Raw genomic sequence first — 13,333 nt, 5'->3', positions numbered from 1 at the left:
AGGAGGAAAGACAGAAGAAAAATGGCAGAAAAATGTTTGGAATTAAAAAAAATAAAAAAGTCGTTTTCAAAAGAAGAAACTGTATTGAAAGAGATTAGTCTTTCAATCGATAAAGGAGAGTTTATCACGCTTCTCGGATCTTCCGGCTGCGGCAAGACAACAACACTGCGTATCATTGCAGGCCTTGAGATTCCGGATTCCGGACAGGTATTCCTCGATGGTAAAGATGTGACCGGTCTGGCACCGGAGGCACGTGATGTCAATACTGTATTTCAGAACTACGCTCTGTTTCCGCACATGACGGTTGCAGACAACATCGGATACGGACTGAAACTGAAAAAAATACCGAAAGCGGAGATTAAGAAACGTGTATCTGAGATGCTGGAACTGGTGCAGCTTCCGGGCTTTGAAAAAAGAAAGCCGTCCGAACTTTCCGGCGGACAAAGACAGCGTGTGGCAATTGCAAGATCACTGGTCAACAATCCGAAGGTACTTCTTCTTGATGAACCGCTTGGTGCGCTGGATCTCCAGCTTCGCCGCGCCATGCAGCTGGAATTAAAGAAATTACAGAAAAAACTTGGAATCACCTTTATTTATATCACGCACGATCAGGAAGAAGCTATTAATATGTCTGACCGCATTGCTGTTATGAATCAGGGTACTTTTGAGCAGATCGGAACACCGGATGAAATTTATAACCACCCGAAAACAAGTTATGTGGCCACGTTTGTAGGAAATGCCAATATCCTGAAAGGTACGGTGGAAGGCGTTGAGGGTACGAATCTTAAGATTGCCCTTGGCGGTGAAAGTGTCCTTGTTGCATCTGAAGGAACAAAATTGCAGGCAGGAACACCGATTACCCTGGCTGTCCGAAGTGAAAATCTGATTTTTGATGAAAATTGCGGCGAAGGACTTCAGGCAGAAGTTGTTGAAAAAAGTTTTGCCGGTGGTCTTCTTCGTGTTGTGCTGAAACTTGCAGACGGAACAGAAGTTGTTGCAAACAGACACGGCATTGATGCCGGTGTGGAACCGGGACAAAAGGTAACCTGTTCATTTGCGGCAGAAAATGCAGTGTTGGTCGATCTTCCGGATGAAGCAGAAAGAGGGGCAGAAGTATGAAAAAACAGAAATCCGGCTCTGTCTGGATGATCTTGCCGCTGTATATTTTTACGCTTGTTTTTGTTGCGGGACCATTGATCTATATGGTCGCCTTAAGCTTTGCACAGCCGAAGGCAGGACATGGTGTTGAATGGATTTTTACTCTTGATAATTACCGTAAGATCCTTGATCCGGTATATATGAAGACATTTACAGGCTCGTTTCAGCTGGCAGTGACCAGTACAATCATTATCTGTCTGATCGGATATCCGTTTGGCTATTTTATGGCAAAATTGTCCGATAAATGGAAAAAGCGCGCGATGATCTTTCTGATGCTGCCGTTTTGGGTAAATTCGCTGATCCGTCTTTATGGATGGATGATTATTTTGCAGACGAAGGGCCTTTTAAACCATGTATTAAAAAGTCTGGGACTGATTGAAAAACCATTGAGGATTTTGTACAGTTATCCTGCAATCGTAGTGGGTATGACTTATGTGCTTGTGCCGTTTATGATTCTTTCCGTATATTCAAGTGCAGAGAAGCTTGACTGGTCGCTTGTGGAGGCGGCAAGAGATCTGGGGGCCAGTCCGATGAAAGCCTTTTGGACGATATCTTTCAAACTGACGCTGCCGGGACTTTTGTCAGGTGTCATACTGACATTTATTCCGTCCATGGGACTGTTTTTTATTGCAGATATCCTCGGCGGAAATAAGATCGTCCTTGTCGGAAGTCTGATTCAGGAGCAGATGACAAAAGGGAATAACTGGCCATTTGCAGCTGCGCTGGCGGTTGTCCTGATGATTCTGACGACGCTTATGATCATGCTGTATCGTAAAGTAACAAATGCAAAAGAATTGGAGGGTGTGGGATGAAAAAGAAAAATTCAAAACTCTCCGGATTTTATCTGGGTTTGATTTTGGTACTGATGTATCTGCCGATTGCGGTTGTCATTGTATTTTCATTTAACGAATCAAAACTTCCTGTAAGATTTACCGGATTTTCAATGAAATGGTATCAGGAACTGATTCATGACGATGCGATGCTGGAAGCACTGGGCAACAGTTTGTTTCTTGGTGTGGTAAGCTGTTTTGTTTCCGCAGTGATCGGAACCCTTGGTGCGGTTGGTCTTTCCAGAATCCACTCGAAAACAAAAGGCATTCTGGAATATATTTCCATACTTCCGTTGATGATTCCGGAAATTATTCTCGGTATGGTGCTGATGGCTTTTTTCTATATGATGAATCTGCCGTTTGGTATGCTGACACTGTTGATCGGTCATACGGTATTTTGCGTGCCGTATATTCTGATGGAGGTCAAGGCAAGACTTGCGGGTATGGATCCGTCACTTGAAGAGGCGGCCAGAGATCTTGGAGCCGGACCGTTCCGGGCTTTCTGGGACATCATTCTTCCGCTTATTATGCCGGCAGTTATGTCCGGCTCACTTCTGGCATTTGCCATGTCCATGGATGATGTCGTGATCAGTATTTTTATTAACGGACCACGTCTGGCAACTCTGCCGATTAAAGTGTATACGCAGATCAAAACAGGAGTCACACCGGAGGTAAATGCCCTCTGTACGATCATGCTTGTATTTACGGTTCTGATTTTATTCGCTTATACAATGATAGGCAAGGTGACAAAGGGAAACAACAAACAAAACAACAAAAACAGCTAATAAACTCTTTTCAATAAGGACAAAGTAAGTTATACTGAACATGTCTGGACTTTGTAAAGAGTTTATATAGTGACAAGAAAGACTAGAAGAGGAGAGACGGATATGAAAAAATTATTAGTATGTGCATTATGTGCAGCAATGGTAGTTCCGGCACTCAGCGTATCTGTAAGTGCAGATTCCAAGGAACTGGTACTTTACACATGGGAAAACATGTTTCCGCAGGAAGTACTGGATGGCTTCGAAGAAGAAACTGGAATAAAAGTGGTATATTCCAACTTCGATACAGATGAAAACATGCTGGAGAAGCTTTCCATGGCAAAAGGCGGAGATTACGACATCGTTGTTGCAGATGACTATATTATCGAAACAGCAATCCAGGAAGGACTTGTAGAAAAACTTGATACTTCCAAATTATCCGGATGGGACAACATCAATCCACTGTATCAGGGTCAGTTCTATGATCCGAATGATGAATATACCGCTCCGTACGGTGCAGGAATTCCGCTGATTGTTTATGATCCGGATATGGTAGACATTGACATCAAAGGCTATGGAGATCTCTGGGATGAATCTCTTGAGGACAGTATTGCACTGACAGCAAACTATCGTGTTATCAATGGTATCACAAACCTTGTTCTTGGTCAGGATTTTAACGATCAGAACCTGGATGATATTGCAAAAACAGGCGAAAAACTTCTCGAGCTTGCTCCGAACGTTCGTCTGATCCAGGATGATAATACACAGGATTCTCTTCTCAACGGAGAGGCAAGTGTGGCATTCCTTTATACGTCACAGGTAACTGCAGCCCTTCAGGAAAACCCGGATCTTAAAGTCGTATATCCGGAAGAAGGTCTTGGATTTGGTGTAATGGGTATGTTCATCCCGAGTGAAGCACCGGATAAGGATGAAGCATATCAGTTTATGGATTACATCCTTCAGCCGGAAAATGCAGCAAAATGTTTTGATTACATCGGATACTACTGTACAAATAAAGCAGCAGATTCACTTCTGGAGAATCAGAATCTCGTTGTACCGGATTCTGTAACAGAAGGTTCTGCAGTAGAAAACATCAGCACAGAAGCAGAAGAAGCTTACAATAAGAACTGGACAGAATTTAAGGCTGCCTGCGACTGATAGGAACAGGGGGGAAGCAGGATGGAAATCTATAAAGGCATTGCTACCTTTTCAGGAATAGCCATCGGCAAAGTACTGTATTACAGCAGAGGGGAGTACCAGATACGTCTGTGTCTGGTCAGCAACATCAAAAAAGAAATCAGCAATTTTCAGGAAGCAAGGCTTCAGGCAGTTCAGAAATTACATGAACTGTATGAAGCCAGCCGACTCATCAACGAGCAGGAGTCACGTGTTTTCTTAAGACAGATCAAACTTCTGGAATCAGAAAGCTATCAGAATGCAATCGAAAGCAGCATTGCCAGTGAAAAGGTGAATGCTGCTTATGCAGTTATGATCAACAGAGATGAACTTGTTGAGACATTCCGTAATCTGGAAGAGCCGGTTATCCGCAGAAGAATCAATGATATGCAGGAGATTTCCAATCGTCTGATCCAGATCCTCGGTGGCGCGGCAATCCGCATCAATCTCGGGGATGAACCTGTAATTCTTGTGGCGGAGGCACTGTCTCCGACAGAAATCATGGAGATGGACAAAGATAAACTTCTTGCTGTGGTTATGCACCATGGCTCTACGGTTTCTCATGCATCGATCATGGCGAAGACGATGGAGATTCCGACACTGGTAGATATCGCTGCCGATGACGAATGGGATGGAATGACTGCAATCGTAGATGGTTATACCGGCACGTTTTATCTGAATCCGGATGCGGAGATCCGGCGGGAATATGAGATCCGTCTCGAGGCAGACCGCAGGGAGCGTGAGGCGCTCCTTGAATTGAAAGCCCAGAAGGATGAGACAAAAGACGGAAGAAAGATTGGGCTCTATGCAAATATCGGTAACATGAGTGACCTGAGCAGCGTGCTTTATTACGGTGCGAAGGGCATCGGACTTCTTCGAAGTGAATTTCAGTATCTCGGCCGTGAGAATTATCCGAGAGAAAACGAGCTGTTTCGTGCATATAAGAAAGTTGCCGAGACGATGGGAGAGCGACTGGCTGTGATTCGTACCGCAGATCTTGGCGCGGATAAGCAGGCACCTTATCTGGACATTCCGCAGGAGACCAATCCGATCATGGGTAACCGTGGTATCCGTCTCTGTCTGGATCGAAGAAGAATGTTTAAGGCGCAGCTTCGTGCGATTTATCGCGCCAGTGCTTACGGCAATCTTGCGATGATGTTTCCGATGATTGACTCCGAAGAAGAAATGAATGAGATCGAAGAGATTATCGAGGAAGTGAAAGCAGGTCTGCGTGAAAAAGATATTCCGTTTAAGGATATCATGACCGGAATTATGATTGAGACACCGGCAGCAGTTATGATCAGCCGAGAACTTGCAAGAAGAGTAGATTTTCTGAGTATCGGAACGAATGATCTTACACAGTATACATTGGCAATGGATCGTCAGAATCCGCTTTTGAAGGACAAGTACAATGACCATCATCCGGCAGTCCTGCGTATGGTACGCATGGTCGTAGATGCGGCACATAAAGAACAGCGTCGTGTCGGAATATGCGGAGAGCTTGCTGCGGATACCGCACTTACCGGTAAATTTCTTGAAATGGGAGTTGATTTTCTTTCAGTTGTACCGGCGTGTGTACTTCCTGTCCGTAAGGCAATCCGGGAAACAGATCTTAGTGGAGTATCTGCACCGGCAGTAAATGAGGATAATAATGAATAAAAAAAGTAAAGTAATTCTTCTTCCCTGTAGTTCATACAGGGAAGAAATTGTTTATGAGAATCTTGAAATCGGTCTGGAGCTTCTGGGCGGAATTGAGAAGATTGTAAAGAAAGAAGAGTCTATTCTGCTGAAACCCAACCTGCTCAAAAAAGCAGAAGTTGACAAAGCAGTCATCACGCATCCGTCTGTGGTCGGTATGTTTGCCAGATTGATGAGAGAAAAGGGATATCAGGATCTTTCGCTTGCTGATTCCTGTGGTAATGGTACGACAACCAGAGTGATTCATGGTACCGGAATCGACAGGTATCTGGAAAAGTATGGGATTCCGGCAATTGATTATTCGAAGGGAATACGTGTAGAATATCCGGAGGGGATTCAGGCGAAAGAATTTATCCTGCCGAAAGAACTTCTGGAAAAAGACTGTGTGATTTCTCTTTGCAAGATGAAGACGCATGCGTTGGAGAGAATTACCGGCGCAGTTAAGAACAGTTATGGATTTGTTTATGGCTTCCACAAAGCAAAGGGGCATACACTGTATCCGAGTGCAGACAGTTTTGCGCGAATGCTGGTTGATCTGAATCAATATGTAAAACCGCGGCTCTATATTATGGACGGAATTGTTGCAATGGAGGGGAACGGACCGGGTTCCGGGGATCCGGCACCTATGAATGTGATGCTGATGTCGCAGGATCCTGTGGCACTTGACAGTGTATTCTGCAATCTGGTGCATTTAAATCCAGAGATGGTACCGACCAACTATCATGGTGAAAAGATGGGACTTGGTACATGGAAAAAAGAAGAGATAGAGATCGTGACTCCTGACGGAACCATTACCATGGAAGACGCAGTAGCACAGTATGGAAATCCGTATTTTGATGTGGATCGGCGTGTGGCGCGTTCTGGTATGTGGGAGCGTCTGGCTAAAGCACTGAATATTTTTCAGAAGAAACCATACATTGATCCGGAACGATGCATCCGCTGCGGAATCTGCGTGAAGAGTTGTCCTGTACCGGACAAAGCAGTAGATTTCCGAAAGGGCAGGGAAAATCCTCCGGTTTATGATTACAAGAAATGCATCCGGTGCTTCTGTTGCCAGGAAATGTGCCCGGAGAAAGCAATAAAAGTAAAATAATATGTAATAAAAAGGGCGTTGTTTCAGGGGTAATCGTATACCCATGAAGCAACGTCCTTTAAATGTGCTGCTTATCTTATTATATCGTGCAGTGCCTTGATGAATGCAGGAGTAGTACCGCAGCATCCACCGACTACGGAAGCACCGTTTTTAATCAGGACTTTCATATGTCTTGCGAAGTCTCCGGCATGCATGCTGTAGACTGCATTGCCACTGTCATCAATCACCGGCATACCTGCGTTTGGCTTGGCAATTACCGGAATTGATACATTCTCTCGAATGTTTCGAACAACAGATACAAGCTGATCCGGTCCGACGGAGCAGTTGATACCGACTGCGTCTGCCCCGGCAGCTTCCAGAGAAACAGCAGCTTCAATTGCATTTCCGCCACTGAAGATACTTCCGTCAGCTTCAACAGTCATGGTGCACATGATCGGAAGATCGCAGACAGAAGCAGCAGCGTCCACGGCTGCAAGAGTTTCTTCGATGTTAATCATGGTTTCTGCTGCAATCAGGTCGATACCTGCATCAGCCAGAATACGAATCTGCTCCTGATACATATCAAAAGCTTCTGCATAAGTATAATCACCATCAGCAGTGATGAAAGAACCGGAAGTTGTGATATCACCGGCTACATAGACACCGTTTCCGGCAAGCTCCTTAGAATAGCTGACGAGTGTTCGGTTGATTTCTTTGATGCGGTCAGCAAGACCGTGCTTTTCGAGGTTAAGACGATTTCCGCCGAATGTCGGAGCATAAATTACCTGACTGCCTGCTTTTATATAAGCACGCTGCAAATCCTGAATGATGTCTTTATGATCAATGACCCATGTCTCTGTGCAGATGCCTCGCGGCATACCGCTGGCCATCAGATTGGATCCGGTTGCTCCGTCCAGAATAAGCGTCTGTTCAGCCAGTTTTCGAAATTCTTCTTTTGTCATTAGATAGTTGCCTCCTTGATGAAAAATAAAATATATAAGCAACTTGCCTGTAAGCTCCGCATTCCTGTCGGAAAGTGCTTATTTCAGCTTTTTATTATAACATGCCGGCAAGCGCAATGGAAGACAGGATTCGTCAAAACTCGAAATTGCATTTTTGATGAGCCTGTGTTATTTTATATATATTCTTTACCGGCGGTTCTGTCGGATGATTTCCCAAATACAATATTAATATAAGTAATTAAGGTTAGAGTGCAGGAGGTAGATGAGTTGAATTTGTTTGAGTATACGTACTGCGGGAACTATAACCGGCAGATACAGAATCTCTCACGGATTGTTCCTGAGAAGTGGAGCTTTGACGGTTCAGATGACAATGGTATACTGAAAGGATATCTGGAGCACACCTTCCAGAGAGTTTATGAAGAAGGAAAAATAATGGAAACGAGAGAATATGCGATTTTTAACACCGGTTTGTTTAACAGATATTATCAGCCGGTGTATGCGTATTTTATTCCCAATCTGGTTCCGGACAGGCAGAGATGGTATCTGGAGGGATTTTTTACGGAGTATTATTTGCTGAAATCAGGAATTGTCAGTCTTCCGAAGCGGGCGGAATATGTCAAAGATCCCGCGGAACTCGTCTTTGATACAACATTGGATATCCTTCCACAGTACGAGCATATCTTTGAGGAGGCGGAAAATAATATGCGGCTTCCGGAATGCATCCGTAGCAGTGGGATGAAGGTGCAGATTTTTGACGGAGCGCTGCGCCAGACGAAACACATGCTGGAAGCAGATTACCGTACGGCTGTTCCGCAATACTACAATCACAGTATTCAGTTTCTGGTGCCGGTCTGCCTGCAGAATCCTGCAAAGGCCGACCTTGCACTTGCGTGTGTAAAGACAGAAGACGGCAGAAAATATCTCGGAAGGACATGCCTGACATTAAAAATGGCATATCATAATGCAAGACTTCTGGCAAAAATACACAGTAGCTGGTTGTATCCATGATAAATTTATGTTAAATATGGTAAAACATATTGAAATCAGAAGATTTTTATGATACAAAAGTAAAGTTATCATTCATATATTTTTCTTTACAAAAGAGGGGATTTTTAGGGAGGAACAGCCAATGAGCAATAAGCTGATCGATTTGATAGACATTTCCAAATCTTATGGAATGCAGACCGTTCTGGATGAGTTGAATCTGTACATCAGAGAAAACGAATTCCTGACGCTTCTTGGGCCGAGTGGATGCGGAAAAACAACTACACTTCGTATTTTAGGAGGATTTGAGACACCGGATAAGGGACGTGTGATCTTTGATGGACAGGACATTACAAATCTTCCGCCTAATAAACGTCAGCTTAATACCGTATTTCAGAAATATGCATTATTCACGCACATGAATATTGCAGAAAATATTGCCTTTGGATTAAAGATAAAAAATAAAAGCAAGCAGTATATTTATGACAAGATCAAATATGCGCTGAAGCTTGTCAATCTGGACGGCTTCGAAAATCGTATGCCGGATTCTTTGAGCGGAGGCCAGCAGCAGCGTATTGCGATTGCAAGAGCTATTGTAAATGAGCCGAAAGTGCTGCTTCTTGATGAGCCGCTTGGAGCACTTGATCTGAAACTTCGCCAGGATATGCAGTACGAATTGATCCGGCTTAAAAATGAGCTTGGAATTACATTTTTGTATGTTACACATGATCAGGAAGAGGCACTTACCATGTCTGATACGATCGTGGTTATGAACCAGGGATACATCCAGCAGATCGGTACTCCGGAAAAAATCTACAACGAACCGGAAAATGCTTTTGTTGCAGATTTCATCGGAGAAAGTAATATCATCTCCGCGACTATGGTGCAGGATCGTCTGGTCAAGATACTTGGTGTTAATTTCCCATGCGTGGATGAAGGATTCGGTCAGAACAAACCGGTCGATGTTGTCATCCGTCCGGAGGATATTGATCTTCTGAAACCTGGACAGGGAAGTATTGATGGTGTCGTCACACATATGATCTTCAAGGGTGTCCATTATGAGATGGAAGTCATGGCGAATAATTACGAGTGGCTGGTACACAGCACAGACATGTTCCCGGTAGGAACGGAGGTCAGTATCCAAGTAGATCCGTTTGACATCCAGATCATGAAAAAACCGGAATCCGAAGACGAGGAGGCGGTAAACATTGAAGAATAAGCGTATGCTTGCCGGACCATATCTGTTCTGGTCAGTATCCTTTGTCGTGATTCCATTACTTGTGATCGTGTATTATGCATTTACGAGTGATGAGGGGACATTTACCTTTTTGAATCTTGCCCAGATCACGACACCGGAAAATCTTAAGGCTCTGGGAATGTCCCTGCTTCTGTCATTTTTGAGTACACTGATCTGTCTGGTTCTTGCGTATCCACTTGCAATGATCCTGAGCCAGAAGCAGGTCAATCAGACAAGTTTTATCGTTCTGATCTTTATTTTGCCGATGTGGATGAATTTTCTTCTCCGTACACTGGCATGGCAGACACTGCTCGAAAAAAACGGTGTCGTCAACAGTATACTCGGATTTTTTCATCTGCCGGCACTTGAGATCATCAATACACCGTATGCTATCATTCTTGGTATGGTTTATAATTTCTTACCGTTTATGGTGCTTCCAATCTATAATGTTCTGATCAAAATCGACCGCAGCGTAATCAATGCGGCACGTGATCTGGGAGCAAACCCGGTACAGACGTTTTGTAAGGTCATTTTTCCGCTGAGTATGCCGGGTGTGATCAGCGGTATTACAATGGTATTCGTACCGGCACTGACTACATTCGTTATTTCTGACCTTCTGGGCGGTGGCAAGATTCTCCTGATCGGAAACGTGATCGAGCAGTCGTTTAAGCAGAACAGCAACTGGCATGTGGGAAGTGGCCTGTCTCTTGTTCTGATGGTGTTTATCATTGCAAGCATGGCACTTGTTGCAAAATACGATAAAGAAGAGGGAGGGTCAGCATTTTGATCAGAAAATATTTACAGAAGATATATCTGGCCCTGATTTTTATTTTGTTATATGCTCCGATCGTTACGCTTGTCGTACTTTCGTTTAATCAGTCAAAGACGAGAGCGAAGTGGGGCGGCTTTACTCTGAAATGGTATAAGGAACTGTTCCGGAATGAACAGATTATGAGTGCATTTTATACGACGCTGATTATTGCGTTTATTTCGGCAGCAATTGCCACACTCATCGGAACGGCTGCGGCAATTGCGATTCAGGGTATGAAACAGAAGTGGAAGACCATGTATATGGGACTTACCAATATTCCGATGATGAATGCGGAAATCGTCATGGGTGTTTCCCTGATGCTTCTTTTTATTGCATTTCGTATGACACTTGGATTCGGAACGATTTTGATCGCACATATCACATTTAATATTCCGTATGTGATTTTAAGTGTGGCACCGAAACTGAAGCAGACGAACCGCTATACTTATGAAGCGGCACTGGATCTCGGTGCTTCTCCGCTCAAAGCGTTTTTCAAAGTTGTTTTTCCGGATATTGTACCGGGTGTTCTTTCTGGATTTATGATGGCATTCACCATGTCCTTGGATGATTTTGTTATCACACATTTTACGAAAGGGCCGGGTGTTGATACACTTTCTACCAAGATTTACACAGAGGTACGAAAAGGCATTAAACCGGAAATCTATGCACTTTCCACGATTATGTTTGTGACGGTGCTTGTTCTTCTGCTTCTGGTAAATTATTCACCGAAGGAAGAAGAGGAGACTCCGGTTCGAAAGAAAGTGCGCAGACCTTCCAGAGTCAAAAAGCTTCTTATTCAGCGTGTCATCCCGGTAGCAATCTGTATCGTCTTTATCGGCGGCGGTTTCCACTATGCAAAAGAAAGCGGCGTCATGGGCGGCGAGGAACTGATCGTTTATAACTGGGGTGAGTATATAGATCCGGATGTGTTGACAATGTTTGAAGAAGAAACCGGTATTCATGTAGTTTATGAGGAATTTGAGACAAACGAGATTCTTTATCCGAAGGTAAGTTCCGGTGCAATCGCATACGATGTAGTCTGCCCGAGTGACTATATGATTCAGCGAATGATCGAGAATGATCTGCTTTCAGAAATTAATTTTGACAACATTCCGAATCTGAAAAACATCGGAAAACAGTATCTCGAGCAGTCCAGACAGTTTGATCCGGAAAATAAATATTCTGTGCCGTATTGCTGGGGAACCGTCGGCATTCTGTACAACAAGACAATGGTTGATGAACCGGTCGACAGCTGGTCCATTCTCTGGAATCCGAAGTACAAAGACAGTATTCTGATGCAGGATTCTGTACGTGATGCGTTTGGTGCGGCGTTGAAATATCTTGGGTATTCACTGAATTCTACAGATCTTGATGAGCTGAATGAGGCGAAAAATCTCCTGATTGAGCAGAAACCTCTGGTGCAGGCGTATGTTATTGACCAGGTGCGTGACAAGATGATCGGAAACGAAGCGGCTCTGGGTGTTATTTATTCCGGTGAAGCAATTTATACACAGAAAGAGAATCCAAATCTTGAATATGTGATTCCGAAGGAAGGTTCCAATATCTGGATCGATTCCTGGGTAATCCCGAAGAATGCAGAGCATAAGGAAAATGCGGAAAAATTCATCAATTTCCTCTGCAGACCGGACATTGCACTCAAAAACTTTGAATATATCACTTATTCTACACCGAATGAGGCCGCAAGAGAGCTGATTGAGGATGAATCTATCCGTAACAGTGAAATCGCCTTCCCGGATCTGTCCAGGTATGATAATCTGGAAACATTCCAGTATCTTGGTATCGAGGCAGATCAGGTATACGGTGATCTCTGGAATAAAGTAAAATCATCGTAACGTGTGAAAGAGACTTTCTATGAGACAAATCCTGTAGAAAGTCCTTTTTCTTGCAGAGAAATATACCACAGGAGTATAATGCAAAATAACAGAGCAAATATAATGATGTAATGCTGTAAGGAGAAAAAAATGAAAGAAGAAAAAGTATCCAACTATATAAAACTCTGTGATGAATGGGCAGAAAAATTTCTCCGGATGGATAAAGCGGAGCTGATGAAAAAACTTCCGGAACTGAAGCAGGAGGACGGCTATCTGAAAATTGTGCATTTTGGTGTGCCTTTTGGAGTCCGGGAATCAGACGGCAAAATTGAACGGCTGGATGGAAAGACCGAAGCCAATGCGACGGAGATGCTGAATATTTATACATTGTTTGGTTATGTAAAAGAACAGGCTTTTTTTATGGATAAATGGGTGCCGTTTGCGGATCTTCGTAATGCAAGACCCTTTGCACCTGCATACAAGACTGGTGTGACAGATGTCTTTGCGGAGACTTTTTCCGGACATGCAGAGGAACTTCGGAAAGCGTTTATGAAGTTGAACGGGACAGAACTTCCACAGGGCGATGTAGGCTATCAGATCAATGCGTTTGCATGTGAACCGATGCGTTTTTATTTCTGGGACAGAGATGAGGAATTTGAAGCACAGGGAAATATTTTGTTTGATTACAGTGCAACCGATTATAATCATGTAGAAAGCGCTGTATCAACAGCAGAGATGGGAGTGAGACGGCTTGCAGAAGTTGCGGGACTTCCGCTTAAAGGAAAATCGTTTGGAATGAGCTGAAAGGAGGA

Annotated in this window: 12 protein-coding genes; 11 read left to right on the top strand and 1 reads right to left on the bottom strand. The window is 43.8% G+C overall.

Annotated features, from left to right (window positions below):
* The first annotated feature begins 21 nt into the window (after nt 1–21).
* The 6 genes from H8Z79_RS06135 to H8Z79_RS06110 all read left to right on the top strand — a co-directional run bounded on the left by H8Z79_RS06135 (nt 22) and on the right by H8Z79_RS06110 (nt 6,716).
* The gene (locus tag H8Z79_RS06135; protein ID WP_118040587.1) at nt 22–1,119 is read left to right on the top strand and encodes an ABC transporter ATP-binding protein; all 1,098 of its coding nucleotides are present in this window, start codon (nt 22–24) and stop codon (nt 1,117–1,119) included.
* Nucleotides 1,116–1,970, top strand: coding sequence for an ABC transporter permease (locus tag H8Z79_RS06130; protein WP_118040585.1), 855 nt, complete (start codon nt 1,116–1,118; stop codon nt 1,968–1,970). Before H8Z79_RS06135 ends, H8Z79_RS06130 begins: the two co-directional genes overlap by 4 nt.
* Nucleotides 1,967–2,773, top strand: coding sequence for an ABC transporter permease (locus tag H8Z79_RS06125; protein ID WP_118040583.1), 807 nt, complete (start codon nt 1,967–1,969; stop codon nt 2,771–2,773). The genes H8Z79_RS06130 and H8Z79_RS06125 overlap by 4 nt, the downstream gene beginning before the upstream one ends.
* Nucleotides 2,774–2,875: 102 nt before the next feature.
* Nucleotides 2,876–3,907, top strand: coding sequence for a polyamine ABC transporter substrate-binding protein (locus H8Z79_RS06120; RefSeq protein WP_118040581.1), 1,032 nt, complete (start codon nt 2,876–2,878; stop codon nt 3,905–3,907).
* A gap of 21 nt (nt 3,908–3,928) precedes the next feature.
* Nucleotides 3,929–5,584 carry a phosphoenolpyruvate--protein phosphotransferase gene (gene ptsP / locus H8Z79_RS06115; protein WP_015542478.1) on the top strand — a complete coding sequence of 552 codons (1,656 nt, stop codon included), beginning with the start codon at nt 3,929–3,931 and terminating at the stop codon, nt 5,582–5,584.
* On the top strand, nt 5,577–6,716 hold the full coding sequence (locus H8Z79_RS06110) for a DUF362 domain-containing protein (protein ID WP_015542479.1): 1,140 nt from the start codon (nt 5,577–5,579) through the stop codon (nt 6,714–6,716). The genes ptsP and H8Z79_RS06110 overlap by 8 nt, the downstream gene beginning before the upstream one ends.
* A 71-nt stretch (nt 6,717–6,787) precedes the next feature.
* Here the strand turns inward: H8Z79_RS06110 and H8Z79_RS06105 are convergent, their stop codons facing one another.
* Nucleotides 6,788–7,657, bottom strand: a complete 870-nt coding sequence (locus H8Z79_RS06105) for a homocysteine S-methyltransferase family protein (protein ID WP_118040579.1) — start codon at nt 7,655–7,657, stop codon at nt 6,788–6,790.
* Nucleotides 7,658–7,924: 267 nt separating this feature from the next.
* Here H8Z79_RS06105 and H8Z79_RS06100 point away from each other — a divergent pair, with 267 nt between their 5' ends.
* From H8Z79_RS06100 to H8Z79_RS06080, 5 genes are all read left to right on the top strand, one after another.
* On the top strand, nt 7,925–8,665 hold the full coding sequence (locus tag H8Z79_RS06100; RefSeq protein WP_207726327.1) for a DUF3825 domain-containing protein: 741 nt from the start codon (nt 7,925–7,927) through the stop codon (nt 8,663–8,665).
* Nucleotides 8,666–8,786: 121 nt separating this feature from the next.
* Nucleotides 8,787–9,860 (top strand): ABC transporter ATP-binding protein, encoded by a 1,074-nt coding sequence (locus tag H8Z79_RS06095; protein ID WP_118040578.1) that lies wholly within the window; start codon nt 8,787–8,789, stop codon nt 9,858–9,860.
* Nucleotides 9,850–10,665, top strand: coding sequence for an ABC transporter permease (locus H8Z79_RS06090; RefSeq protein WP_118040576.1), 816 nt, complete (start codon nt 9,850–9,852; stop codon nt 10,663–10,665). The genes H8Z79_RS06095 and H8Z79_RS06090 overlap by 11 nt, the downstream gene beginning before the upstream one ends.
* Complete coding sequence (locus H8Z79_RS06085) at nt 10,662–12,542, top strand: extracellular solute-binding protein (RefSeq protein WP_118040574.1); 1,881 nt, start codon at nt 10,662–10,664, stop codon at nt 12,540–12,542. The genes H8Z79_RS06090 and H8Z79_RS06085 overlap by 4 nt, the downstream gene beginning before the upstream one ends.
* 129 nt (nt 12,543–12,671) lie before the next feature.
* The gene (locus H8Z79_RS06080; protein WP_118040572.1) at nt 12,672–13,325 is read left to right on the top strand and encodes a DUF3786 domain-containing protein; all 654 of its coding nucleotides are present in this window, start codon (nt 12,672–12,674) and stop codon (nt 13,323–13,325) included.
* Nucleotides 13,326–13,333 lie beyond the last annotated feature (8 nt).

The sequence above is a fragment of the Blautia intestinalis genome (genome assembly GCF_014297355.1).
Taxonomy (GTDB): domain Bacteria; phylum Bacillota; class Clostridia; order Lachnospirales; family Lachnospiraceae; genus Blautia_A; species Blautia_A intestinalis.
This window is presented reverse-complemented; position numbering and strand designations above follow the sequence as displayed.